Here is a 24,382-nt window from a genome sequence, read left to right on the forward strand (position 1 = left end):
GGACCATCCAAGGATGGGTGCGGACGATACTGCCGAGAATCGATTCCGAACAACTTCCCGGAGCGGTTGTCCTGCATCCACTCGACTTCGTCTGCATGCCGCTGTGGCGAAAAGGTGGACTAGGTCTTTGCTTGCATGTCTGGCCATGGAGCGAAGAAAAATCGTCTCCCATCATCCATGCGCACAGCTGGGATCTGTGGAGTTATGTGATCTGCGGCACGATACTCAATGATGTCATGAGCGTCCGAGACGAGGGCGAGCGCCCGGAATTCGCCCTCTACGTCGTGACCAGCAGGGGCCGGGTCGACGAATTCCAGGAAACGGGGCGGCTGGTCACCTGTGCGCGCAGAGAACGGCAGGAGATCCAGGCCGGACAGATCTATCGGCTTTCGTCGGGTCGGTTTCACCGCAGCGGTCACCGGGGTTTCACGGCGACTCTCGTCCTGGGCGAACAGCGTGAGGGCCTCGACAACCTCGTCCTCGGCTCGGTGGGCGGCTATCAGGGCAGTGACCTACCGCGTGAGACGTGTTCGGCCGACGATGCGCGGGCTCTGATCGAACGCATCGCCACACAGGTCCGATGAACTTCTTCGTCAGCTACTCGCCCGCCGACGAACGCTGGGCGTCCTGGATCGCCTGGACGCTGGAGGAAGTCGGCTACCGGACCGTCCTCCAGGCGTGGGACTTCGTTCCGGGCACCAGCTTCGTGGACTTCATGGACCGCGGGGTCAGCGAGTCGGTGGCCGTCATCGCCGTCCTCTCACGTAACTACGAGCGGTCCTCCTACTGCCGTATGGAGTGGCAGGCCGCGCTGCGGGCCGACCCGGACGCTCCGGAGCGGCGACTGCTCACGGTCCGCGTCGAGGACATCTCGGTGGAGGGGCTGCTCGCCACCATCACCTACGTCGACCTGGTGCCGGTGGCCGACGCGTCCGCCGCTCGTGACCTGCTCCTCACCCGGGTCCGGCAGGCCCTCGACGGGCGGGCCCGGCCCAGCCTGCGTCCCGGCTACCCCGGCAGCGGCCCGTTCTCGCCCACCCCCGCCGTGCCGGTCGCGCCCGCCGTTCCGCCCGCCCCCGCCTCCGGCCGACCGCTCGGGAGGCCCGGCTGGGCCGGACGGCGCAGGCCCGCCGCGCCGCCGGCGTACCCGAGGGTCTGGGGGGACCCGGCGACCCGCGAGGCGGTCACCGTGCTGCACCTGGCCGGGCCCTCCTTCGGCCGCGGTCAGGATCCTGCCGAATTACAGGCCGCGATCTGGGGCGATCTCGTCGAGCTCACCGACGCCGGGGCACCCTCGCCCGATCTGTTGGTCGTCACCGGCGACCTCACTGCCTCCGGCAGCCCCCGCGAGTTCGACCGGGCGCTGGCCTTCCTCACCGGACTGCGGGCGCTGCTCGGCCTCGAACCGCACCGGGTCGCCCTGGTCCCCGGCGGCCACGACGTCAACCAGGCTGCCTGCCGGGCCTACTTCAATACCTGCGAGGCCGACGAGATGCCGCCCCGGCCGCCCTACTGGCCCAAGTGGCGGCACTCCGCACGGCTGTTCCAAGAGCTCTACCAGGGCCTCGACACCGTCTTCGACAGTGATCAGCCATGGACGCTCTTCCCGGTGCCCGAACTGCACACGGTCGTCGCCGGGCTCAACTCCTCCATGGCGTACAGCCATCGGCCCGACGACCAGTACGGCTGGGTCGGGCCGGATCAGGCTGCCTGGTTCGCGCAGGCACTGCGGCCGTACGAGGAGGAGGGGTGGCTGCGCATCGGTGCGCTCCGGCACGCTCCCGCAGCCGCCCGGGCCGCTGTGCCGCGCGGTGCCACCCAGGACGGCCCGGGGCCGCTGGGCGACACCGACGTGCTGGCCCGGCTGACCGCGCCCCGGTTGCATCTGCTGCTGCACGGCCCGACCGGCCCCGGCGCGCAGGCCGCCCTGTCCACCCCCTCCGGCGAACTGCCGTTGCTCTGCGCCGACGGACCCGCCCGGCACATCCTGCTGCGCATGGGCCGCGACGGGCTCGCGGCCTGGCCGGGTCCTGGCGAGCCGCGCCGCAGTCGCGTCGAGTGGCGGCGGGCCCACCGGGCCTTCGCCCCCGGTACCCCCGGCGGCACCGGGACCGCCGGCGGCACCGGTACCCCCGGCGGCACCGGGACCGCCGGCGGCACCGGGACCGCCGACGGCGCTCCGGGCATCGGCACGGCCCCCGAACCCGAGCCGCGCGCCGCACAGCCGTAGCCGACTGGGCCTGCTCGCCGTCGAGTTCCTGTGCGATCTGGCCGACCCTCGGGCCTGCCAGGAGTGGGCCGAGCAGGCGCTGGGTGCCGGGGACCTCGAGGGCGCGGACGTGTCCCGCGCCAACGCCGTGAAGATCCTCGCCCGGCTGCGGGTGCCCGCCCACACCGACCTGCGGGGCGTTGTTCTCGCCGGGGAGGATCTGTCCTACCGTGACTTCTCCGGCGTCGACCTCACTCGCGCCGACCTCACCGACGCGCTTCTCATCGGCGCCGACCTCTCGGGTGCCGTTCTGCGCGATGCCCGGCTGGCCGGCGCCCGGCTCGACGGTGCCGACCTGACCGGCGCCGACCTGCGCGGGGCCGACATGCGGCGGGCCCGGCTGATCCGCACCGACCTGACCGGCGCCAGGGTCGGGGGCGGCCACTGGCGGCGGGCAGCGCTCATCGGCGCGACCACCGGACCAGGGCTGCCGGGCACCCCGGAACTGGCCACTGCCGCGTTCGCGCCCGGCATGGCCGTCGACTTCGGCTTCCGGCCCTCCGCGGTCGGTGTGCCGTACGGCTTCGACATGCGCACCAGCCGGCTGCCCGAACCCCTCTCCTGGAGCCCGGACGGCGAACTCCTCGCCGTCGGCGGCGAGGACGGCGGGGTGCTGGTCTGCGACGCCGCCACCGGCACCGTCCTGCGTACCCTCCAGGGCCACACCGCCCGCGTGTACGCCGTCAAGTTCCGCGAGCGGGTGCTGGCCACCGGCAGCGCCGATGGCACGGTACGGCTGTGGGACCCGGTGTCCGGCGCGTGCCGTCAGGTGCTCCGCGTTCACGAGAGCGGTGTCTGGCCGGTCGCCCTCGACGCGGTCCTGGCGACCGGCTGCGACGACCGCAAGGTACGCGTCTGGGACCTGGCCCGACGCCGGGTCACCGCCGTCCTCGAGGGGCACGCCGACCGGGTGTACGCCGTGGCGTTCGCGGCCGACGGCTCCTGGCTGGCCAGCGCCTCGTGGGACGGCCGAGTGGTGATCTGGCGGGACGGCACGGCCGCGCACCGGCTCACCGGCCACACCGGCAAGGTGTGGACGGCCGCCGCCCATCCGCGCCGCCCGCTGCTGGCGACCGCCGGCGACGACCGGACCGTCCGCCTCTGGGACGCCCGCACGGGCCGTGAGCTCGCCGCGCTGACCGGCCACACCGGCCGTGTGCTGGCGGTCGCCTTCAGCCCGGACGGCGCCCGGCTGGCGAGCGGCGGCGAGGACGGCACAGTTCGGCTCTGGGAAGTCCCTGCCGACGGTCCGGCCGCGCTGCGCGCCACCCTGGTCGGACTGCCGGGGGGCTGGGCGGCGCTCGCGCCGTCCGGCGGCTACAAGTACGAGGGGGACGTCACCGGCGAGTTCTGGCACGTGGTGGGCATGTGCCGGTTCGAGCCGGGAGAACTGGACGGTCATCTGAAGGGAGTGCGCAACGTGCCGTCGGCGGACCCGCTGGAGTAGGGCCCGCGCGCCGTCACTTGAGTGCGGCCATGGCGATGCGCTGGGCCACCGGGTTCATGTCCTCGCCCTTCGCGTCCGTGGAGTTGACCGAGTAGACGAGGGTGCGGCTGAGGTCGCGGGTGCCGGCGATCAGCGCGCTGTAGCCGTACCGGGCGCCCGACTTGAGCCAGTAGACCTTCCCCTCGTACACGAAGCGCTGGAGGCCCGCGCTGTAGGTGGCGCCGTCGATGTGCGCCGGGAGCGTGAACATCTCCCGCAGTTGGGGCCCCGGCACGAGGCGGCCCCGGAAGAGGGAGGTGAGGAGGCGCTCCAGGTCGGCGGTGGTGGAGATCATGTCGCCTGCCGCGAACCGGTCCGCCTGGTTCCACTCGGTGACGTCCACGAGCTCCGTCGTCCCGTCCGCCTTCTTCGCCGCCTGGTAGCCGCGGTTGTGCGGGCCGGCGATGCGCGGGTCGGTACCGGGGAAGTACGTGTCCCGCATGCCGGCGGGCCTCAGGACGAGCCGGTTGGTTTCCGAGGCGTACGAGCGGCCGGTCACCTTCTCGATCAGCAGGCCCAGGATCGTGTAGTTGATGTTCAGGTAGTGCTGTTGCGTGCCCGGGCGGAACTCCGGCTTCTTCGCCGCCGCCGAGGCCACGACCTGCTGCGGTGTGAGCGTGTCGAAGCGGTGCGCGTACACCTCCTCGAAGGTGTCCCCGAGGCCGTCGCCCGCCGGGATGCCGCTGGTGTGGTTGAGCAGCTGCCGTACGGTGATCGGCCGGAACTGCCCGCCGAGCAGGCCGGGCAGGTAGTGCTGGATCGGCGTGTTCAGGTCGATACTCCGCTCGGCCGCCAGGCGCAGGACGGCCGCCGCCGTCACCACCTTCGTCGTCGAACCGGCCCGGAAGCGGGCGTCGGGGTCGGCCGGCGCGGCGCTCGGCAGGTCGTGCACGCCCGCGCTGCCGCGCCAGGTGCCGTCGGTGCCGCCGACCCGGACGAGGGCGGCGGTCGCGTCCTGGTCCGGGAGTCCGGTGAGCGCGGCGGTCAGGGCTTCGACGGCGAGGGCGTGCGCGGGGTGGGCCGAGGTCGAGGCCGGAGTCGAGGCCGAGGTCGGCGCGGGCGCCGCGAAGGCGGGCGCGGCCAGCGGGCCCGCGGCGAGGACGGCCACCAGGGAGGTGGCGAGGACGGCGGTGCGACGGCGAGCGTGCATACGGGGGCTCCAGAGGGAGGGGGCGGAGGAAGGGGGCCGGAGGAGAAGGGGGCCGGAGGATTCGACACGATCTTCCGCCGGGGTGCGGCCGCCGCGGATCGTCGCCGAGGAGGGTGCCCGACCCTGGTGAAACCCTGAGCAACTACCGTGCGCGCTAGGGGAGTTGCCCGGGAATCCCCCTACGGGTGCTGGACCGGGTGTGGACCGGGTGCTGGTCCGGGTGGCGAAAAGTGTTATCCGTGGGCCGTCCCGGCCGTCTCCCTGGATGTGATCTCCGACATTGCCAACAGCGGGGTCCCGGCTGAGAGGGTGCGGGCATGAGGACGTACGCCGAGGCCGGCCGGCACTGGCGGGCCACCATCGCCGACGCACAGGCCGGCGACCGGCGCGCGCTGGACGAGTTGGTGGCGGGCTGGCTGCCGCTGGTCTACAACATCGTCGGCCGCGCCCTGAACGGCCACGCCGACGTCGACGACGTCGTGCAGGAGACCATGCTGCGCGCCGTCGACAACCTCGGCTCGCTGCGCGACCCCGACAGCTTCCGCTCCTGGCTGGTCGCGATCGCCATGCGGCAGATCCGGGACCGCGCGCGCCGCAGGACACCGCAGCGCCTCGACGAGAGCGTGCCGCCCGGCGAAGCCGCCGACTTCGCCGAACTCACCGTGCTCCGGCTCCAGTTGGAGGGGCAGCGGCGCGAGGTCGCGGAGGCGGCACGCTGGCTCGACGACGAGGACCGGCAACTGCTGTCCCTGTGGTGGCTGGAGGTCGCGGGCGAGCTCACCCGACGCGAGCTGGCCGCGGCCGTCGGCATCAGCCGGCAGCACGCCGCCGTGCGCGTCCAGCGGGTGAAGGAGCGACTGGAGGTCTCCCGGGGCATCGTGCGCGCCCTCGACGGCGCCTGCCCCGACCTGCGCGAACTGAGCACCCGCTGGAACGGCCGGCCGGACTCCGTGTGGCGCAAGCGGCTGGCCCGGCACATCCGCGGCTGCGGCTACTGCGGCGACACCCGTGAGTCCGTCGTACCGGCGGAACGGCTGCTCGTCGGGATCGCGCTGGTCCCGGTGCCGGCCGGCTTCACGATCTCGCTGGCCCTCGGCGGCAAGACGGCCGCCGCGGCCACCGGCACGGCCTCCGCCGGCTGGTCCGCGAAGGTGCTGACCGCGCTCAGCAAGCCGGCCGTCGCGGTCACGGCCGGCGCGACACTCGCCGCGGGCGGCGCCTATGTCGTCGTGCAGACCCCCGACGACCCGCCCGCACGCGCCGCCGTGGTCCCCACGGCGGCGAGCACACCCGCCACCGCACCGTCCGCGCCCGGCCCCGCCGCTTCCCGCTCGGTTTCCCCGTCGCTGTCCCCCTCACCGTCGGCGAGCGAGCGGCGGACGGCCCGGTACGGGAGTGTCGTCGACGCCGTCGACAGTGCGCCCGGCCCGCACACGCCACCCGCCGCCCTGCCGGAGCGGCCCGCGTCCGGCGTCACCAGCAGCGGCGGCGCGCACGCCACCATGAACCACCGCGGGGACGGTGTGACGCTCAGCGGCCAGGGCTATGTCCTCGTGCGCTGGCAGATATCGCCGCAGTACCGGTCCGGCGCCCTGGTGATGCCGAGCTGGACGGGGCTGAAGGGCAAGCTCTTCCATGTGGCCTCCGGCGGCGGCCGCCGCATGGACGACCCCGTCAGCGCCACGGACGCCACCGCCACCGGCATGGGCAGCACGGCCACCGGCTACATCGTCCTGCCGTCCGGCACCCAGCAGATGTGGCAGAACGAGTACTTCTACCTCGCCGGCAGCGTCACCCTCACCGTGAACGAGAGGGGCGCCGACTACGGCCTCAACGTGTTCCCGACGACCTGGGACGCCGTGGAGAAGGACGTCACGAGCGGCCCCGGCCAGGGCGCAAAGCGCTACGGCCTGGTCCGTGACACCGGCGAGGACGACACACCGGTCCCGCAGTACGTCACCCGCGAGACGCCGGCCGACCCGGCGACGGTCCCTCAGGCCTCGCGCGTGTAGCGGTCCTGGGCCTCGGTCACCTCGTCCCCGTGGTCATGCGCCCAGACGCCGAAGGCCTGGATCGGCGGGAGCAACGTCCGTCCCAGGGCGGTGAGTTCGTACTCCACCCGCGGCGGCGACCCGCCGTACGCCTGTCGCGTGACGAGCCCGTTGGACTCCAGTCTGCGCAGCGTCTCCGTCAGTACCTTCTGGCTGATTCCGCCGATGCGTGCCCGCAGCTCACCGGGGCGTCCGGGCCCGTCCTTGAGGGCCCAGATCACCACCGGGTTCCAGGTGTGGGAGACGAGGTCGAACGCGAGCCGGGTCCGGCAGTCGGCGAGGAACGCGAGGTCGGTGTCCACGTACCGAATGGTGCCTGAACGGCTTCCTACTGTCGTGGGAGATCCGTGGAGCGGAGATCCGTGGCACAGCAGGAGGAGGAATCATGCGCGTGGGAATTCTCGGTACGGGCGCAATGGCGGATGCGCTGGGCACCCAGTGGCGGCGGGCCGGACACGAGGTGGTCGTCGGCGGCCGCTCGGGAGGGCTGCGGGAGGCGGCGGAGGCCGGGACGGACGCGGTGCTGCTCGCGGTGCCGTACGAGGCAGTGGTCGAGATGGTCGGCGGGCTGGAGAAAGCCTTGCGCGGACGGGTGTTGATCGACTGCACCAATCCGGTGGGCCCGGATTTCGGCCTGCTCACGGCGGCCGGCCCGTCGGCGGCCGAACGCATCGCGGCCGCCGCGCCCACCACGCACGTCGTGAAGACCTTCAACCTGTGCCACGTCGACGTCTGGCGCCTGAACCCGCCCGTCTTCGACGGCCGCCCCCTGGCGGTCCCGCTGTGCGGGGACGACGAAGCGGCCCTGTCCGTCGTACGCCGGCTCGTCCGCGACCTGGGCTGCGCGCCGCTGAACGCGGGGGGACTCGACAGGGCCGGTCTGCTGGAGGCGACGGCGGCGCTGCTGATCCGGCTGTGGCTGGGGGAGGGCGCGGACGCCCAGGCGATCGCCCCGCCGCTGGCGTACGCGGCGGGTTAGGCCTGCCACCGGTCCGCGCGGTCAGCCCTGCTTGCGCAGGGCCGTCAGCACCTCGATCCGGTTGGTGGTGATGGAGTCGACGCCCAGGTCGATGAGCCGGCGCATGGAACGGCGGGTGTCGGGGGTCCAGACGGAGAGCAGGTGACCGTCGTGGTGGACGCGGGCGGCCAGGTCCCGGTCCACCAGGGAGAAGCGGTAGTTGAGCCAGCGCGGCTTCACCGCGTCGAGCAACGCGGGCCGCGGCGGCGCCAGGCTGGTGCAGGTCAGGGCGATCTCGGCGGACGGATCGGCGGCACGCACGGCCAGCATCGCGGTGGCGTCGGCGCAGTAGTAGACCCGGTCCGCCGCCCCGGCCTCGCGGACGGCGTCCACGATCCGCCGTGCCGTGCGCACCTCCCGCGTCCCCGGCAGATCGAGCATCAGCCGGCTGCCCTCGGTCGCCGCGAGCGCCTCCGCGAGGGTCGGCACCGCGCCGGCCGTCAGCCCGCGCACCTCGGCGGCGGACAGCGACAGCAGCGGCCGGTCCTGCTCCCACAGCCGCTTCAACGTCGCGTCGTGCAGCAGGACGGGCACGCCGTCCCGGGTGAGCCGTACGTCGAACTCGACGGCGTCCGCGCCCTGGTCGAGCGCGGAACGCAGCGAGTCGACGGTGTTCTCACGGAAGCGGTAGGGGTCGCCGCGATGGGCCACGGCAGTCACGTTGCGCATGGGCCCATTGTGGCGGCCGCCGGTCCTCAGGGGGCGAGCCAGCCCGCCGTGTAGGTCTCGATCTCGTCCTTGATACGGGCCTTGCCGGCTTCGTCCAGGAAGGACGCGTCGACCGCGTTACCGGCCAGGGCGGCGAGGCCCCGCTCGTCGAGGTCGAGGAGGCGGGCGGCGACCGCGTACTCGTTGTCGAGGTCGGTGCCGAACATGGGCGGGTCGTCGGAGTTGATCGTGACCAGGACGCCGGCCTTCACGAACTCCTTGATCGGGTGCTCGTCGAGGGTGCGGACCGCGCGCGTGGCGATGTTCGAGGTCGGGCACACCTCCAGGGCGATGCGGTGCTCGGCGAGGTGCGCGAGCAGCTTCTCGTCCTGCGCGGAGCTGGTGCCGTGGCCGATGCGCTCGGCGCGCAGGTGGGTCAGCGCGTCCCACACCGTCTGCGGTCCTGTGGTCTCGCCGGCGTGCGGCACCGACCGCAGCCCGGCGGCGATCGCCCGGTCGAAGTAGGGCTTGAACTGCGGGCGCGGTACGCCGATCTCGGGCCCGCCGAGCCCGAAGGACACCAGCCCCTCGGGGCGGATCCGGTCGTCGGTGGCGAGCCGCGTCGTCTCCTCGGCGGCCTCGAGGCCGGCCTCACCGGGGATGTCGAAGCACCAGCGCAGCACGGTCCCGAACTCCGCCTCGGCCGCCTTGCGGGCGTCCTCGATGGCGTCCATGAAGGCGAGCTCGTCGATGCCGCGCCGGGTCGAGGAGAACGGGGTGATGGTCAGCTCGGCGTACCGCACCTGCTGGCGGGCCAGGTCCCGGGCGACCTCGTACGTCAGCAGCCGGACGTCCTCCGGGGTGCGGATGAGGTCCACGACGGACAGGTACACGTCGATGAAGTGGGCGAAGTCGGTGAACGTGAAGTAGTCGACCAGCGCCTCGGGGTCGGTGGGCACCTTGGAGTCGGGGTGCCGGGCGGCCAGCTCGGCGACGATACGCGGGGAGGCGGAGCCGACGTGGTGGACGTGCAGTTCGGCCTTGGGCAGCCCGGCGATGAAGGCGTGCACGTCACGGGCGCCTGCCGCGGCGGCCGCGGTGGGACCGGCGGGTGCGCCGGAGACGGGGGAGCCTTGGACGGGGGAGCCGGGGACTGCGGCGGATGCGTCGAAGCGGTCGGTCATGGGGTCCTCCCCGGGACGGCGCCCCGGGCCGAGCGGGCCGGACGGGACGTGGGTGATCGGCTGATCGATGAGTCGGGATCATCGTAGGCGGAGCGGGCGGGAGACGGCCGTCGGCCTCGCTCCCGGCACAGGCCGCCCCCATCGCACCGATCACCGCCCATCGCACCGACCGCCGCCCAACGCACCGGCCGCGGGCCGTAGCATGACGGAACGTACGCAGGGTGGAACGGCGTACGGATGACGGAACGCAAGCGGGAACGCGCGGGACGGTACGCGCGAGACCGAACGCCTGGCGGAACGCGGGGCAGAGGGCGACAGAGGGGATCCACGCATGTCCGACGACGCGCCGACTCCGGCCGGTGACGCCGCCCGAGACCCGTGGCCCGCGCCCGCTTCCGACGGGCCGGACGGTCCGCAGGACGCGGCTCCCAAGGTGCCGTTGGACAAGGGCACGACGGACACGGGCACGGGTACGACGGGCACGGGTACGGGTACGACGGGCACGGGTACGACGGGTACGGGTACGACGGGTACGACGGGCACGGGTACGACGGAAAGCGGTACCGGCTCCGCCGGTTTCCCGGCCGCGCCGAACCCCTGGGCCGCCCCGGGCGACAGCGCGCAGAGCGGGGCCGGCTACACCGTCGCCGCGAACGAACCGCTGACCCCCGCCCCAGCCCCTGCCCCCGTCCCCCAGGACCAGGTGCCGCCGGGCGTTCACGACCAGCGGACGGTCTCCGCGCTGCCCGCCGTGCCCCCGCCGCCTGCGGACGGCACCCCGCAGCCCTGGGCCACCCCCTTCGGGAACCCGCCCGTGAACGGCGGCCCGCTCGGTTCCTTCCCGCCGCCGCACCCCGGCACGGCGGCGGCCGGTGGCCCGCCCGTCCACCCCGTCAACCCCTTCGCCCCTCCCGGCCCGGGCGGGACGGTCCCCCCGCCGCCCCTCGCGCCCCACGGGCCCGGCCAGATCCCGTACGGGTATCCGGGCGGCTACGGCTACCCCTCCCAGCCCCACTACGGGGGCGGCGCTCCGGGCCCCTACGGCTGGCCCGGCGGGGCGGGGGACAGCAACGGCATGGGCATCGCCGGGATGGTCCTCGGGATCGTCTCGGCCGTCGGCTTCTGCATGTGGCCGCTGGCCGTCGTGCTCGGCATCCTCGGCATCACCTTCGGCGCGGTCGGGCGCGGGAAGGCCCGGCGGGGCGAGGCCTCGAACCCCGGTCAGGCGCTGGCCGGGATCATCTGCGGAAGCGTGGGCATCGTGCTCGCGATCGGACTGGGCGTGCTGCTGATCGTGCAGCCCTGAGGCCCCGGCAGGCGCGGGCGGCGGCCACGACCGCGACTCAGGCCGCCGCGCGCACTCTCTCCCGGGCCTCCATCAGCGCGAACCCCAGCAGGTTCGGCCCCCGCCAGCGCTGCGGATCCATCGCCGCCTCGTCGTCCGCCGCCAGGCCGATGCCCCACACGCGGTCCACGGGGCTCGCCTCCACCAGCACCCTCTCGCCCGTGTTCAGCAGGAACGCCCGCAGCCCGGGCGTCGAGGCGAACTTGTGGACGCTGCCCTCGACCACGATCCGGAACCGCTCCCGCCGCCAGGTCTCCTCGTCGAAGCCGCGCACCAGCCGCCCCTCCTTCTTCGCCTGGGCGGGGGACGCCGCGGCCAGCGCCCGCTTCTCCGCTTCCGCGTCCTCGAAGAGGCGGGCCTTCCCGGCCATCATCCAGTGCTCGGCCGTCGCATAGGTGACCCCGTCGACCACGAAGGGTGACGGCCACCACTGGCTCAGACAGCTCGAGCCCAGTCGGCCGTCGGGCCGCGGCCGGTGCCCCCAGAAATGCAGATACTTGATCCTCGCCCCGGCCTGGACCTGCCTGACCAGGGCCTCCCGGCAGTCGATCTTCTCCATGCACGCGAGTGTGGCACGCGCCACTGACAGTGCGTCCCGCCTTTTCCGCTCCGACTCGACACCTGGTCGACCCGCCGTCGACAGATTCCGTCGCGTAACCAAAAGGCAACAACGGAATCCCTTGTTGGAGTGCCCTTGCTCTGTCAGGATCGGCAATCAAATCAAGCTGGAGCTACGCCAGCCGCCGCCGCGCACAGCGGGGCGAAGGCGGAGGAGAGCGACATGCAGGACCGGTTCCCCGCACAGGAACGTTTCGCGGACGGCGCTCAGTACATCGGGGGCCGTCTCAGACACGGCACATCCGGCCGGACCCATTCCGTGGTCGACCCCGCCACCGGCGAGGAGGTCTTCACCTACGAGCTGGCCGGCGCCGACGACGTCGACGCGGCGGTCGCCGCCGCCCGCGCCGCCTTCCCGGGCTGGGCCGGCAGCACGCCGGGCGAGCGCTCCGACGCGCTGCACCGGTTCGCCGCCGTCCTCGCCGAGCGTGCCGAGGAGTTCGCCCGCGCCGAGTCCCTCCAGTGCGGCAAGCCGCTGAAGCTGACCCGCGAGTTCGACGTGCCGGGCACCATCGACAACACCGCGTTCTTCGCCGGCGCGGCCCGCCACCTCGCGGGCCAGTCCGCCGGTGAGTACTCCGGCGACCACACCTCCTACGTCCGCCGTGAACCCATCGGCGTCGTAGGCTCCATCGCGCCCTGGAACTACCCCCTCCAGATGGCCGCCTGGAAGATCCTCCCGGCGATCGCGGCGGGCAACACCGTCGTGCTCAAGCCCGCCGAGCTCACCCCGCTCACCTCGCTGCTCTTCGCCCAGGCGGCGACGGAGGCCGGGCTCCCCGACGGCGTGATCAACATCGTCACCGGGACCGGACAGGAGGCCGGTGAGCGGCTCGTCGGGCATCCCGACGTCGCCATGACCTCCTTCACCGGCTCCACCGCCGTCGGCAAGCGCGTCGCCGAGGTCGCCACCGCGACCGTCAAGCGGCTCCACCTGGAGCTGGGCGGCAAGGCGCCCTTCGTCGTCTTCGACGACGCCGACCTGGAGGCCGCGGCCAACGGAGCGGTCGCGGGGTCGCTCATCAACACCGGGCAGGACTGCACGGCCGCCACGCGTGCGTACGTGCAGCGACCCCTCTACGAGGCGTTCGTCGAGCGGACGGCCGCCCTGATGGAGACCGTCCGGCTCGGCGATCCCTTCGCCCCCGGCACCGACCTCGGCCCGCTGGTCTCGCACGTCCAGCGCGACCGGGTCGCCGCCTTCGTCGACCGGGCGCGTGCCTACGCGCGCGTGGTGACCGGCGGCGAGGTTCCACAGGGGGATCTCAAGAACGGCGCGTACTATCGCCCCACCCTGATCGCGGACGCCGCGCAGGACAGCGAGGTCGTCCAGTCCGAGATCTTCGGCCCGGTCCTGGTGGTGCTGCCCTTCGACAGCGACGACGAGGGCATCGCGCTCGCCAACGACACCCCGTACGGACTGGCCGCCTCCGCGTGGAGCCGGGACGTCTTCCGGGCGAACCGGGCGACGCGCGAGATCAAGGCCGGGTGCGTGTGGGTCAACGACCACATCCCGATCATCAGCGAGATGCCCCACGGCGGCTACAAGGCCTCCGGCTTCGGCAAGGACATGTCCGTGTACTCGTTCGAGGAGTACACACAGGTAAAGCACGTTATGTTCGATAACACGGCGGTGGCCCGCAAGCCCTGGCACCGCACTGTCTTCGGGGACTGTTAGAGCGACGACGACCGGCCGCCGACCACGGCCGACTCTCCCGAAAGGGCACCACGCGCATGGAGCAGTACGAGCCCGACCGCCTGAGCCCGGCCCAAGTGGCCGCCATGCGGCGCAGCCTCCGCAACGGCAGGGCGGCCATGACCCGCCGGTCGCTGCTGCGCGCCTCCACGGGAGGCGCCCTGGCGCTGGGCGGCCTCGGCGCGCTCAGCGCCTGCGGGATCCCCGCGGCCGGCAAGACCGAGGGCGGCACGTCCGCCGACGACCACTCGGCGAAGGAGAAGACCGTCAGCTTCTCCAACTGGACCGAGTACATGGACGTCGACGAGAGCGGCAAGCACCACCCGACGCTCGACGCCTTCACGAAACGCACCGGCATCAAGGTCAAGTACACCGAGGACATCAACGACAACAACGAGTTCTTCGGCAAGATCAAGCCGCAGCTCGCCGCGGGCCAGGACACCGGCCGCGACATCATCGTCCTCACCGACTGGCTGGCCGCCCGCCTCATCCGCCTCGGGTGGGTCCAGAAACTGGACCCGTCCAACCTGCCGCACGCCTACGCCAACCTGTCGGCCCAGTTCCGCACGCCCGACTGGGACCCGGGTCGGGCGTACTCGTACCCCTGGCAGGGCATCTCCACGGTGATCGCCTACAACAAGAAGGCGCTCGACGGCGTCGAGGTGAAGTCGGTCTCCGACCTGCTCGACAACCCCAAGCTCAAGGGCCGCGTCGGCTTCCTCACCGAGATGCGCGACAGCATGGGCATGACGCTGCTGGACATGGGCAAGGACCCGGCGAAGTTCACCGACGACGACTACGACGCCGCCATCGCCCGCCTCCAGAAGGGCGTCGACAGCGGCCAGATCCGCCGCTTCACCGGCAACGACTACACCTCCGACATCACCAGCGGTGACTTCGCGGCCTGCATCGCCTGGGCCGGTGACGTCGTGCAGCTGAAGGCGGACAGTCCCGACGTCGACTTCGTCATCCCGGACAGCGGCTATCTGACGTCCAGCGACAACATGCTGATCCCCAACAAGGCGCGTCACAAGACGAACGCCGAACGGCTCATGGACTACTACTACGAGCCGGAGCCGGCCGCCGAACTCGCCGCGTACATCAACTACGTCTGTCCCGTGGACGGCGTGAAGGACGCGCTGGCGAAGATCGACGAGGATGCGGCGAACAACCCGCTGATCATCCCTGACAAGGCCATGCAGGCGAAGTCCCACTCCTTCCGCTCACTGAGCTCGAAGGAAGAGACCGCCTACGAGGCGAAGTTCGCGAAGCTCACAGGGGCATGACGACGATGAAGACGACCAACAGCGGCAGCGGCGACGTCCGCCTGACCGGCATCAGCAAGACCTACGGCTCCTTCACCGCCGTCCACCCGCTCGACCTGACCGTCCCGCAGGGCTCCTTCTTCGCCCTGCTCGGTGCCTCCGGCTGCGGCAAGACCACCACTCTGCGCATGATCGCCGGCCTGGAGGAACCCTCCTCCGGGACCGTCCACCTCGGCGACCAGGACGTGACGGCACTCCCGCCGTACAAGCGGCCGGTGAACACCGTCTTCCAGTCCTACGCCCTCTTCCCGCACCTCGACATCTTCGAGAACGTCGCCTTCGGTCTGCGCCGGCGCGGCATCAAGAGCGTCAAGAAGCAGGTCGAGGACATGCTGGAGCTCGTACAACTCGGCGAGCAGGCCCGTAAGAAGCCGCACCAGCTCTCCGGCGGCCAGCAGCAGCGGGTCGCGGTGGCCCGCGCCCTGATCAACACCCCCAAGGTGCTGCTGCTCGACGAGCCCCTCGGCGCCCTCGACCTCAAGCTGCGCCGCCAGATGCAGCTGGAGCTCAAGCGCATCCAGACCGAGGTCGGCATCACCTTCGTGCACGTCACGCACGACCAGGAGGAGGCCATGACGATGGCCGACACGGTCGCCGTGATGAACGCGGGCCGGGTCGAGCAGCTGGGCTCGCCGACCGACCTCTACGAGAACCCGAACACCACCTTCGTCGCCAACTTCCTCGGCACCTCGAACCTCATCGAGGCCGAGGTCGACAGCAAGAGCGGCGACGACATCGTGCTGAAGGCGGGCGGCGGCAAACTCGTCCTGCCCGAGTCGCGCTGCTCCGCGCCCACGACGACCGGCGGCAAGGTGCTGGTCGGCGTCCGCCCGGAGAAGATATCCCTCACCCACGCCGACGACGCCGGTGAGATTCCCGAGGGCCGCAACCGCATCACCGGGAGGATCGCCAACTCGTCGTTCATCGGCGTCTCCACCCAGTACGTCATCGACAGCACGGTCTGCCCCGAGTTCGAGGTCTACGCCCAGAACATCGACCGTGACGCCCGGCTCGCCCCCGGCGCCGAGGTCGTCCTGCACTGGAGCCCCGCCCACACCTTCGGCCTGGACGCGGCCCAGGACATCGACGCGGGCATCCAGGAAGAGGCAGCGGTCTGATGGCGACGCTCACCGAGGCGCCCCCGCCTCTCTCCCCGACGGCACCGACGACGAAGCCACCCCGCAAGCGCGGGCGCTGGACGCCGTACTGGCTGCTGCTGCCCGGTCTGCTCTGGCTGTTCGTGTTCTTCGCGCTGCCGATGATCTACCAGGCCTCCACGTCCGTGCAGACGGGCTCCCTGGAGGAGGGCTACAAGGTCACCTGGCACCTCGCGACCTACTGGGACGCGCTGAGCGAGTACTGGCCGCAGTTCCTGCGCTCGGTCCTCTACGCGGCCGCCGCGACGATCCTGTGCCTGGTGCTCGGCTATCCGCTGGCCTATCTGATCGCCTTCCGGGCCGGCCGCTGGCGGAACCTGATCATGATCCTGGTGATCGCGCCGTTCTTCACCAGCTTCCTGATCCGCACCCTCGCCTGGAAGACGATCCTCGCGGACGGCGGCCCGGTCGTCGGCGCCCTCAACACCCTGCACGTCCTCGACGTCACCAGCTGGCTCGGCTGGACCGCGGGGGACCGGGTCCTGGCCACCCCGCTCGCGGTGGTCTGCGGTCTGACGTACAACTTCCTGCCCTTCATGGTCCTGCCGCTCTACACCTCGCTCGAGCGCATCGACGGGCGGCTGCACGAGGCGGCCGGGGACCTGTACGCCAGGCCGGCCACCACCTTCCGCAAGGTCACCTTCCCGCTCTCGATGCCGGGCGTGGTCTCCGGGACGCTGCTGACCTTCATCCCGGCGGCCGGCGACTACGTCAACGCGGAACTCCTCGGCTCGACGGACACCCGCATGATCGGAAACGTGATCCAGACGCAGTTCCTGCGAGTGCTGGACTATCCGACGGCGGCGGCTCTCTCCTTCATCCTGATGGCCGCGATCTTGTTCATGGTCACTCTCTACATCCGCAGGTCCGGGACGGAGGATCTGGTCTAAATGCCTCTCGTCAACTGGCTCAAGCGCCATTTCGTGGTCATCGCGGGACTTCTCACGCTCGCGTATCTCCTGCTGCCGAACGTCGTCGTCACGGTGTTCTCCTTCAATAAACCGAAGGGGCGCTTCAACTACCAGTGGCAGCAGTTCTCCACCGACGCCTGGAAGGACCCGTGCGGGGTCGCCGGGCTGTGCGGGTCGCTGTCGCTCAGCCTCCAGATCGCCGTCTGGGCGACCATCGGCGCGACCGCCCTCGGCACGATGATCGCCTTCGCGCTCGTCCGCTACCGCTTCCGCGCGCGGGGCGCCGTCAACTCGCTGATCTTCCTGCCGATGGCGATGCCCGAGGTCGTGATGGCCGCCTCGCTGCTCACCCTGTTCCTCAACCTGGGTGCCCAGCTGGGGTTCTGGACGATCCTCATCGCGCACATCATGTTCTGCCTCAGCTTTGTCGTGACGGCGGTGAAGGCACGCGTCATGTCGATGGACCCGCGCCTGGAGCAGGCCGCCCAGGACCTCTACGCCGGGCCGGCGCAGACGTTCCTGCGCGTCACGCTGCCCATCGCCGCCCCCGGAATCGCCGCGGGCGCGCTGCTCGCCTTCGCGCTCTCCTTCGACGATTTCATCATCACCAATTTCAACGCGGGCTCCACCGTCACCTTCCCCATGTTCGTCTGGGGTTCGGCGCAGCGCGGAACGCCCGTTCAGATCAATGTCATCGGTACGGCCATGTTCCTGATCGCCGTACTGTTCGTACTGACCTCGATGGTCATCGGGAATCGCCGCAACAAGCAAAAGGCGTAACCGGAAAAAGTTGTAGGGAGTTGAAATCATGGCCCCGAGCGCCATGAACCGGTGGATCACTTCTCTTTCCGACGCACAGCCGGTGCCGTACTGGCTGGAAGATCCCGGCAAGCCGCACCCCGAACCCGCGCTCACCGGCCCCGAGACCTGCGATCTGCTGGTCGTCGGCGGCGGCTACAGCGGACTGTGGACCGCGCTCGTCGCCAAGGAGCGCGAGCCGCAGCGGGACGTGGTGCTGCTGGAGGGCCGTGAGGTGGGCTGGGCCGCCTCGGGCCGCAACGGAGGCTTCTGCGCGGCCTCCCTCACCCACGGGCTGCCCAACGGGCTCGCCCGCTGGCCGGACGAGATCCACCGGCTGGAGGAGCTGGGGAAGCGCAACCTCGACGAGATCGAGGCGGCGATCGCCCGGCACGGCATCGACTGCGACTTCGAGCGCACCGGCGAGATCGACGTCGCCACCGAGACGTACCAGGCACGGGAACTGCGCGACTGGTACGAGGAGCTCGAAGGCAAGGGTCTCGCCGACGGGCTCGAGTTCCTCGACGCGGACGCGGTGCGCGAGCAGGTCGCCTCGCCCACCTTCCAGGCGGGTCTGTACGACCGCCGGGGCGTGGCCATGCTCCATCCCGCCAAGCTCGCCTGGGGTCTGAAGCAGGCGTGCCTGCGGCTGGGCGTCCGGGTCTACGAGCACACCCCCGCCCTGACGCTGAAGCCCTACGGCGCCGGAATGGCCGTGGGAACCCCCTACGGGCAGGTGCGGGCCCGGCAGGTCGCGCTCGGCACCAACATCTTCCCCAACCTGGTCAAGCGGGTGCGGGCGTACACCGTCCCGGTCTACGACTACGCGCTGATGACCGAACCGCTGAGCGCCGACCGGCTCGACTCGATCGGCTGGAAGAACCGGCAGGGCCTCGGGGACTCGGCCAACCAGTTCCACTACTTCCGGTTGTCGGCCGACAACCGGATCCTGTGGGGCGGATACGACGCGGTCTACCCCTACGGGGGCCGGGTGCGCGCCGAATACGACGACCGGCCGGAGACGTACGCCAGGCTCGCCGAGCACTTCTTCGGCTGCTTCCCGCAGCTGGAGGGGGTGCGCTTCACCCACGCGTGGGGCGGGGCGATCGACACGTGCTCGCGCTTCTCGGCGTTCTTCGGCACGGCGCACCAGGGGAAGGTGGCCTACGCGGCCGGGTACACGGGCCTGGGTGTCGGGGCCACCCGCTTCGGGGCCGAGGTGATGCTGGACCTGCTGGCGGGGGAGAGCACCGAGCGGACGTCGCTGGAGATGGTCCGCAAGAAGCCGCTGCCCTTCCCGCCCGAGCCCTTCGCCTGGACCGGCATCGCCCTCACCAAGTGGTCGCTGGCCCGCGCCGACGCGCACGGCGGGCGGCGCAACCTGTGGCTGAGGACGATGGACAAGCTGGGGCTGGGCTTCGACAGCTGACCGATCCGGTGAGGTGTGACCCGGTTCACTCCAACGGGTGGCGCCGACCCGCGTAATGCCCGCCGGGGACCTCCCTCTCCCTCGTGACGCGACCGCGTCCACGAGGGAAAGGGAGGTCTTCTCATGGCTGGGGCGAAGACGGCTGTCGAATGGCTGACATCCGTCGCACCGGATCCCGAGGCATGCCGCTGGGAGTGGGAGCGCAACCCCCTGGGGGTGGCGCTGCTGCCCGCGGGCAAGGCCTGGGACGTACTCATCCTGCCGGGCGCGCTCGGCTATCCCACCCTCGACGTGCTCACCCGGATCCTTCACCGGCCGGGCCCCGTGCTCGTCGACTTCGGCGACGACCGCATGGGCTTCTTCGTGGCGCCCGGCACGGCCGCCCGCTGGCTCGGCACCGGTATCCGTACGGCGGGGGCGGGCACCTGGATCGTCGTGCCGTATCCGGGCCGCTCGACCCGGGGCGTCCGCTGGCTGGTCCCGCCGGACGGCTCCGGCACCCTGACCGATGCGGCGCTGCTCGAACTGGCGATGCACGAGGCGGCGGCGGGCCTGGCCGGCGGAGAGGGCGGCTGACCGACCGGACACCTCCGCCGCGGTACCCGGCCACCGACCCGGTCGGGGCCGGCGCGCCTCCACGTCCCCCGTACCGGGAGTCACGGTGGATCCCTTTCACGTCGGCCGCCCGCGCGGCCGACGCGGACACCTTCGCCTCCGGCGCAGGGACGGCTACTTGGTACTGCTCCGCTTGCCGGTGCCCGGTGCCCGGTGCCCGGTGCCCGGTGCCTGTGCCTGTGCCTGTGCATGCTGCCGGGGACGGCGCCTTGCTCTGTCGCCCCGACCTGTCCGGCCCCGCCTTGCCCTGCCCGGCCGTCGTGCTACTTCGTCGACGGCGCCTCGCGCCTTGCTCTGTCGCCCCGACCTGTCCGGCCCCGCCTCGCTCTGCCCGGCCGGCGTGCTACTCCGTCGACGTCGCCTTCAGTGCCAGCCACAGCTCCATCCGGACGTCCGGGTCGTCCAGGGAACGCCCGAGGATCTCCTCCACCCGCCGCATCCGGTAGCGCAGGGTGTGCCGGTGGACACCCAGGTCGGCCGCCGCCGCGTCCCACTGGCCGTGACGGGAGAGCCAGGCCCGCAGCGAGGCCACCAGGTCCCCGCGGCCGGTCGCGTCGTGTTCGTGCAGGGCGCGCAGCAGGCCGTCCGCGAACGCCTTCACCGCGTCGTCCGCGAGAAGGGGCAGCACGGAGCCCGCGGCGAGCTGCTCGTGCTCCACGAAGACCCGCCCCCGGCGCCGCGCCACCGACAGTGCCTGCTCGGACTGCTTGTACGCGGCCGCCGCCGTGATCGGCCCGGCCGGCGCGGACAGGCCCACGACGAGTCCGTCCTCGTCGCCGGACTCGGGCCCGACGCCCCCGGCCGCCCGCGCACTCTCCAGCGCCGCCGTGTACTGCGCGCACGCCGCCACGGCCGCGCCCCCGTCCGAGACCAGGGCCACCAGCCGGTCGCCCTCGGGCACCACCAGCACGGCCTCCCCGGCCCGGGCGGCCGCCGACTCGACGGCCTCGGTGAGACCGTCGAAGGGGTCACCGCCCCCGTCGGCCGCGGCCGACGCCGGCGTCGCGTCGGCGACGATCACCCGGAACGGGGCGTCGAGCAGACCGCCGTACAGGTCCCCGGCGACGGCCCGCGCGTGGTCCGGTTCGCCCGCCAGCAGCATGCACAGCACCGCCGCGCCGATCCGCTGCTGCGCCGCGTGCAGCGAGCGGGAGCGTTCGGTGGTCAGGGTGAGCAGCGCGATGGCCGAGTGGACGGCGTACCGCTCGGCGGTGCCGAGAGCCGAGGCGGTGCCGACCGCGAGCGTGGCGCGCGGGCGCCGGCCGGTACCCAAAGAGTGCAGCTCGACCCGGTCGTCGTGCCGGTCGTCGGGTCCGGAGCGCTCCGGACCCCCGCCGCCGCCCACCACCGCCGAGGCCGGGGCCGGCCGTTCCCGCAGCCGCTCCACCTCCGCCGTGAGCCGTGCCGCCCGTCGGCCCGCCCACTCCGGCGCGGCCGCCACGACGGCACCCGAGGCGTCGTACAGGGCCGCCCACCCGTCGACCTGCGCGGCGAGCGCGCGGAGCAGCCCCTGCGGGCCGTCCGTCAGCGCCTGCTTCGTCAGCTCGCGCTGGGCCGCGAACCCGGCCGTGACCGCCCGGTACTGGTCGGCCGCGATCGCCGCCGACACCGCCTTGCTGATGGCGAGGAAGGGCGTGCGGCGCGGCACCTCCAGCAGGGGCAGGCCCTCCTCCTCGGCCGCGTCCAGGAGGGCCTTCGGGATGTCCTCGTAGTTGACGCCGACGGCGAAGCCCAGCCCGACCACCCCGGCCTTGGCCAGCCGCCGCACATAGCGCCGCATGGCCTCCGGGTCCTCCGCGTCCAGCTTGAGCGCGGTGATCAGCAGCAGCTCCCCGCCCTCCATGTACGGCACGGGGTCCGCGAGCTCGCTGACGTGCGCCCAGCGCACCGGCACGTCCAGCCGGTCCTCGCCGGCCCGCACGGTCAGTTTCAGCGCGGAGTGGTGGACGAGCGAGGCGAGCGTGGGAGGCATGGGGCCTTCAGGTCGGGGGAGTGATCGGCGGCGTGATCTTTTGGCCGCCGCGTATGAACGGTCTCTCCCGATTCTGCCTCACTGTACGGACCGCGGACGCGTCTTCAGCCCCGCAGGTCCACCAGCAGCGGTGGCGCGTGCTCGCCCCGCACGTCCGTCAGGGACAGCACCGCGTGGCCGGGCGGCACCTCGTGCGCCAGCCGGGACGCCGACCACCGCTCCCGCTCGACCTGGCGCACGGTCACCGCGTCCGTGGTCACCGCGTTGCCGGTCACCAGCTTGCGCAGGGCGTGGATGGCGCGGGTCATCGGCTGGTCGGCGAAGACGGTGTGCTTGGCGACCTCGGTGGTCTCCACCCACTCGGTGCCCCAGGTCTGCGCGAACCTGCTGCCGTCCCAGGTGGTGATGCCGGAGAACGCCATCCGGCAGCCGACGGCCCCGTACAGCGGTCCGTGCAGCGCCTCCGGGACGTCGCCGACCGAGCGCAGGGCGAGCACCACGCCCGCGTTCTGCGAGCGCAGCCGCTGGAGCCGGCGCACCGAACCCTCGGTGACCGTGCCCGTCGCATCGTCCAGGACCAGACACGCGAAGTGGTCGCGCCGCTCCCGTACGACGGTGTGGAACTGGGCGAGGACCAGCCGGGTGATCAGCCGGGCGGCCTCCTCGTGGCCCCGCTCGGGCAGGTCGATGCGGACCCGCAGCGGGTGGTGGGCGACGGCGCGCAGCGAGAACGCCCGGTGCGCGTTGCTGCCGCCGCCGAAGAACTCCGCGAACACCGGGCGGTTGAGCAGCGCCAGCCGGTCGGCGAGGGCCCGGCCCGCGTCGCCCGGGGTCCCGGTCTGCCGGACCCGCGCCTCCAGCTCACGGCGCATCACCTCGTCACCGGCCACGGCCTCCCGCAGCGCGGACAGCGCGGCCGGTTCGCCCTCGAGGAGCTCGCGCAGCTCGGGCAGGGTGGGGAAGCACCCGTGCGCGCTGCGGTAGGGGCCCAGCACCTGGGCGAGCGCCGTCGTCGCGCTCTGGCCGCTCACCGTGTCGAGGTCGCCGACCAGTGCCTCGGCGAGGATCGAGGCCGCCTCGTCCGGGTCCTCGGACTCCGCGTACGGGTCCAGGTCGTGCACGGAGGAAGGGTCCCCGATCCCGACGATCACGTCGAACGCGGAGTCGGAGCCGAGCGGGTCGCCTCCGGGCGACGACACCGCGACTACGGCGCACGCCCCGGTGAGGGCCTGGAGGGCCAGCGCCTCGGTGAGCGGCTCGACCAGGGTCCGGGTCTTGCCCGACCCGGACGGCCCGACCGCGAGCAGCGAGGTGCCCAGCACGTCCGGGCCGAGCGCGGCGCCCGCGTCGTGATGACCGACCGGGGTGCGTTCGGCGGCGACCCAGCGGCCGACGCGCACCTGCCCGGTGAGCAGATCGTGGCGCGCGGTGCGCCGGGGCAGGTCGCGGGCGCCGGAGGGGTGGGTCCAGGCCGCCCCGCCCTGCCGCAGCACGGTCTCCCGGAAGTCCGCGAGCCCCGCTGTCCAGGCCCGCCGTACACGCACACAGTCCACGTCGTTCATCCGGCCGGCGGCGACCTCGGCGGTCAGCAGCTCGGCCGCCTCGTACTGCCCCGCGTTCCGCAGGTCGGGCCACTGGGCGCGCGGCAGCTCGACCGCGGGCGCGGCCTGGCCGGGCCCGGCGCGCCGGGCGGCGAGTCGTTCCTGCACGTACGGCCACCAGCCGCCGACCTTCGCGAACGGCCACACCACCAGCAGCGTGATGACCGTGTACAGCGCGTTCGTGAACAGGGGAGAGGCGAACAGCTCGTAGCTGCCGGAGATCAGCACGATCAGCGAGAACAGCGGGTCGATGACGGGCAGGGCGTCCCAGCCGACCCCGAAGGCGCCGGGGAAGACGAAGCTGAGGGTGGCGAGCGCGCCCAGCAGGGCGACGAGAGCCCGCGCGGGCTGCGGCCGGCGGCCCACGAAGTGCCGCACGGCGTGCGCCCAGCTGCCCAGCCGGCCCATGGCGTAGACGAGGACCGCGAAGAACACGCCGTCGTAGACCACACGCGCCTCGGCGCCCTCCATGGACTTCGGGGACGCGATCGTGCCGCCCCACCACCAGTCGTCCGGGGTGAACAGCCGCAGCAGGGTGAACTGGTACGGCAGGCCGCCCCGGCGCCACAGCGACCACAGGACCAGCGCGACCACCAGCGGGACCAGCATGCCGACGACCGTCACCGGCGCGAGCCGCTCCGTCGCCCGGGCCGCTTTCGGCGGCCGGTACCCCAAGCGCCAGATCCCCGTCCCGGCCGCGGGGCGCGCCTCGTCGAGCCAGTCGGCGACGGCTGACGCGGCCCGTGGGGCGTGCCCGGGGGCAGGCGGTACGCCCGGCGCCCGGTCCGGCCGCGGCGGCGTCGAGGGCGGCCGCGCCGGCCCCGCCGGGCGCGGCACAGGATTCGCCTGCGTGCGCCGCGCGTCCTGCGTCCCGTCGCTGTCCATCGCCCCTGCCCCCTGACCAGCCGTTCCGTCCACCATCAGCGAGTCAATCTAACGCGCCCGCAAGGGGAGTTCACCGCTTACGCGGCCGGGCCTGTGACGATCACCGTCCGGCGGCACTGTCCATGACGGACAAGCCGCCCCGCCGACACCGCCCACATGGAGCATGCCCACCCTCCACTCCCCGTCCTAGCCTGCGAGAAAAGAACGAAAGTGTCCGCAAAACC

19 protein-coding genes and 1 pseudogene are annotated in these 24,382 nt (G+C 72.3%); 13 read left to right on the top strand and 7 right to left on the bottom strand.

Annotated elements, in window-relative coordinates:
• The first annotated feature begins 17 nt into the window (after nucleotides 1–17).
• Both G9272_RS32345 and G9272_RS46455 read left to right on the top strand, forming a co-directional pair.
• Entirely contained in the window at nucleotides 18–584 is a 567-nt protein-coding gene (locus G9272_RS32345) for a hypothetical protein (protein ID WP_171399782.1), read from the top strand.
• Nucleotides 581–3,716: pseudogene (locus G9272_RS46455) on the top strand (TIR domain-containing protein). Before G9272_RS32345 ends, G9272_RS46455 begins: the two are co-directional and overlap by 4 nt.
• A 13-nt stretch (nucleotides 3,717–3,729) precedes the next feature.
• Here the strand turns inward: G9272_RS46455 and G9272_RS32360 are convergent.
• Nucleotides 3,730–4,905, bottom strand: a complete 1,176-nt coding sequence (locus G9272_RS32360) for a serine hydrolase domain-containing protein (RefSeq protein ID WP_171399785.1) — start codon at nucleotides 4,903–4,905, stop codon at nucleotides 3,730–3,732.
• A 317-nt stretch (nucleotides 4,906–5,222) separates the two neighbouring features.
• On the opposite strand from G9272_RS32360, the gene G9272_RS32365 reads away from it, so the two are divergent.
• On the top strand, nucleotides 5,223–6,917 hold the full coding sequence (locus G9272_RS32365) for a sigma-70 family RNA polymerase sigma factor (RefSeq protein ID WP_171399786.1): 1,695 nt from the start codon (nucleotides 5,223–5,225) through the stop codon (nucleotides 6,915–6,917).
• Here the strand turns inward: G9272_RS32365 and G9272_RS32370 are convergent.
• On the bottom strand, nucleotides 6,899–7,258 hold the full coding sequence (locus tag G9272_RS32370; protein ID WP_171399787.1) for a winged helix-turn-helix transcriptional regulator: 360 nt from the start codon (nucleotides 7,256–7,258) through the stop codon (nucleotides 6,899–6,901). The two genes, G9272_RS32365 and G9272_RS32370, sit on opposite strands and share 19 nt — an antisense overlap.
• Nucleotides 7,259–7,341: 83 nt before the next feature.
• Between G9272_RS32370 and G9272_RS32375 the strand changes: the two genes are divergently transcribed.
• Nucleotides 7,342–7,935 (top strand): NADPH-dependent F420 reductase, encoded by a 594-nt coding sequence (locus G9272_RS32375; RefSeq protein ID WP_171399788.1) that lies wholly within the window; start codon nucleotides 7,342–7,344, stop codon nucleotides 7,933–7,935.
• A gap of 21 nt (nucleotides 7,936–7,956) precedes the next feature.
• Here G9272_RS32375 and G9272_RS32380 read toward each other — a convergent pair whose 3' ends face one another.
• Together G9272_RS32380 and G9272_RS32385 are read right to left on the bottom strand one after the other, a co-directional pair.
• A complete protein-coding gene (locus G9272_RS32380) occupies nucleotides 7,957–8,643 on the bottom strand; it encodes a glycerophosphodiester phosphodiesterase (protein WP_171399789.1) in 687 nt (228 codons plus the stop codon).
• A 26-nt stretch (nucleotides 8,644–8,669) separates the two neighbouring features.
• Nucleotides 8,670–9,806: an adenosine deaminase gene (locus G9272_RS32385; RefSeq protein WP_253268002.1), complete on the bottom strand. Its 1,137-nt coding sequence runs from the start codon at nucleotides 9,804–9,806 to the stop codon at nucleotides 8,670–8,672.
• A 331-nt stretch (nucleotides 9,807–10,137) separates the two neighbouring features.
• Between G9272_RS32385 and G9272_RS44805 the strand changes: the two genes are divergently transcribed.
• Nucleotides 10,138–11,112 (top strand): DUF4190 domain-containing protein, encoded by a 975-nt coding sequence (locus tag G9272_RS44805; RefSeq protein ID WP_216377842.1) that lies wholly within the window; start codon nucleotides 10,138–10,140, stop codon nucleotides 11,110–11,112.
• 37 nt (nucleotides 11,113–11,149) lie between these two features.
• Here G9272_RS44805 and G9272_RS32395 read toward each other — a convergent pair whose 3' ends face one another.
• Nucleotides 11,150–11,710, bottom strand: coding sequence for an NADAR family protein (locus G9272_RS32395; RefSeq protein WP_171399790.1), 561 nt, complete (start codon nucleotides 11,708–11,710; stop codon nucleotides 11,150–11,152).
• A 222-nt stretch (nucleotides 11,711–11,932) separates the two neighbouring features.
• Here G9272_RS32395 and G9272_RS32400 point away from each other — a divergent pair, with 222 nt between their 5' ends.
• The 7 genes from G9272_RS32400 (at nucleotide 11,933) to G9272_RS32430 (ending at nucleotide 19,661) form a co-directional block, all read left to right on the top strand.
• Nucleotides 11,933–13,447, top strand: coding sequence for a gamma-aminobutyraldehyde dehydrogenase (locus G9272_RS32400; protein ID WP_171399791.1), 1,515 nt, complete (start codon nucleotides 11,933–11,935; stop codon nucleotides 13,445–13,447).
• A gap of 56 nt (nucleotides 13,448–13,503) precedes the next feature.
• Nucleotides 13,504–14,751 (top strand): polyamine ABC transporter substrate-binding protein, encoded by a 1,248-nt coding sequence (locus G9272_RS32405; protein WP_171399792.1) that lies wholly within the window; start codon nucleotides 13,504–13,506, stop codon nucleotides 14,749–14,751.
• Entirely contained in the window at nucleotides 14,748–15,908 is a 1,161-nt protein-coding gene (locus tag G9272_RS32410; RefSeq protein WP_171399793.1) for an ABC transporter ATP-binding protein, read from the top strand. Before G9272_RS32405 ends, G9272_RS32410 begins: the two co-directional genes overlap by 4 nt.
• A complete protein-coding gene (locus G9272_RS32415; RefSeq protein ID WP_171399794.1) occupies nucleotides 15,908–16,837 on the top strand; it encodes an ABC transporter permease in 930 nt (309 codons plus the stop codon). The genes G9272_RS32410 and G9272_RS32415 overlap by 1 nt, the downstream gene beginning before the upstream one ends.
• Nucleotides 16,838–17,638 carry an ABC transporter permease gene (locus tag G9272_RS32420; protein WP_171399795.1) on the top strand — a complete coding sequence of 267 codons (801 nt, stop codon included), beginning with the start codon at nucleotides 16,838–16,840 and terminating at the stop codon, nucleotides 17,636–17,638. It abuts the gene before it with no gap.
• Nucleotides 17,639–17,666: 28 nt separating this feature from the next.
• On the top strand, nucleotides 17,667–19,085 hold the full coding sequence (locus tag G9272_RS32425) for an NAD(P)/FAD-dependent oxidoreductase (RefSeq protein WP_171399796.1): 1,419 nt from the start codon (nucleotides 17,667–17,669) through the stop codon (nucleotides 19,083–19,085).
• 123 nt (nucleotides 19,086–19,208) lie between these two features.
• Complete coding sequence (locus G9272_RS32430; RefSeq protein WP_171399797.1) at nucleotides 19,209–19,661, top strand: hypothetical protein; 453 nt, start codon at nucleotides 19,209–19,211, stop codon at nucleotides 19,659–19,661.
• Nucleotides 19,662–20,043: 382 nt separating this feature from the next.
• Here G9272_RS32430 and G9272_RS32435 read toward each other — a convergent pair whose 3' ends face one another.
• Together G9272_RS32435 and G9272_RS32440 are read right to left on the bottom strand one after the other, a co-directional pair.
• Nucleotides 20,044–21,672, bottom strand: coding sequence for a PucR family transcriptional regulator (locus G9272_RS32435; protein ID WP_171399798.1), 1,629 nt, complete (start codon nucleotides 21,670–21,672; stop codon nucleotides 20,044–20,046).
• A 104-nt stretch (nucleotides 21,673–21,776) separates the two neighbouring features.
• Complete coding sequence (locus G9272_RS32440) at nucleotides 21,777–23,882, bottom strand: ATP/GTP-binding protein (RefSeq protein WP_253268003.1); 2,106 nt, start codon at nucleotides 23,880–23,882, stop codon at nucleotides 21,777–21,779.
• Here G9272_RS32440 and G9272_RS45530 point away from each other — a divergent pair.
• A complete protein-coding gene (locus G9272_RS45530; protein ID WP_253268004.1) occupies nucleotides 23,881–24,174 on the top strand; it encodes a hypothetical protein in 294 nt (97 codons plus the stop codon). The genes G9272_RS32440 and G9272_RS45530 overlap by 2 nt on opposite strands.
• The last annotated feature ends 208 nt before the right edge of the window (nucleotides 24,175–24,382 follow it).

The organism is Streptomyces asoensis, assembly GCF_013085465.1.
In the GTDB taxonomy this organism is placed as follows: Bacteria; Actinomycetota; Actinomycetes; order Streptomycetales; family Streptomycetaceae; genus Streptomyces; species Streptomyces cacaoi_A.

Coding starts and splice junctions, on each gene's coding strand:
- G9272_RS32405 (WP_171399792.1), top strand. CDS start 13,504: ATGGAGCAGTACGAGCCCGACCGCCTGAGCCCGGCCCAAGTGGCCGCC.
- G9272_RS32380 (WP_171399789.1), bottom strand. CDS start 8,643: ATGCGCAACGTGACTGCCGTGGCCCATCGCGGCGACCCCTACCGCTTC.
- G9272_RS44805 (WP_216377842.1), top strand. CDS start 10,138: ATGTCCGACGACGCGCCGACTCCGGCCGGTGACGCCGCCCGAGACCCG.
- G9272_RS32395 (WP_171399790.1), bottom strand. CDS start 11,710: ATGGAGAAGATCGACTGCCGGGAGGCCCTGGTCAGGCAGGTCCAGGCC.
- G9272_RS45530 (WP_253268004.1), top strand. CDS start 23,881: ATGCCGACGACCGTCACCGGCGCGAGCCGCTCCGTCGCCCGGGCCGCT.
- G9272_RS32420 (WP_171399795.1), top strand. CDS start 16,838: ATGCCTCTCGTCAACTGGCTCAAGCGCCATTTCGTGGTCATCGCGGGA.
- G9272_RS32385 (WP_253268002.1), bottom strand. CDS start 9,806: ATGACCGACCGCTTCGACGCATCCGCCGCAGTCCCCGGCTCCCCCGTC.
- G9272_RS32365 (WP_171399786.1), top strand. CDS start 5,223: ATGAGGACGTACGCCGAGGCCGGCCGGCACTGGCGGGCCACCATCGCC.
- G9272_RS32415 (WP_171399794.1), top strand. CDS start 15,908: ATGGCGACGCTCACCGAGGCGCCCCCGCCTCTCTCCCCGACGGCACCG.
- G9272_RS32375 (WP_171399788.1), top strand. CDS start 7,342: ATGCGCGTGGGAATTCTCGGTACGGGCGCAATGGCGGATGCGCTGGGC.
- G9272_RS32410 (WP_171399793.1), top strand. CDS start 14,748: ATGACGACGATGAAGACGACCAACAGCGGCAGCGGCGACGTCCGCCTG.
- G9272_RS32360 (WP_171399785.1), bottom strand. CDS start 4,905: ATGCACGCTCGCCGTCGCACCGCCGTCCTCGCCACCTCCCTGGTGGCC.
- G9272_RS32435 (WP_171399798.1), bottom strand. CDS start 21,672: ATGCCTCCCACGCTCGCCTCGCTCGTCCACCACTCCGCGCTGAAACTG.
- G9272_RS32440 (WP_253268003.1), bottom strand. CDS start 23,882: ATGCTGGTCCCGCTGGTGGTCGCGCTGGTCCTGTGGTCGCTGTGGCGC.
- G9272_RS32430 (WP_171399797.1), top strand. CDS start 19,209: ATGGCTGGGGCGAAGACGGCTGTCGAATGGCTGACATCCGTCGCACCG.
- G9272_RS32400 (WP_171399791.1), top strand. CDS start 11,933: ATGCAGGACCGGTTCCCCGCACAGGAACGTTTCGCGGACGGCGCTCAG.
- G9272_RS32425 (WP_171399796.1), top strand. CDS start 17,667: ATGGCCCCGAGCGCCATGAACCGGTGGATCACTTCTCTTTCCGACGCA.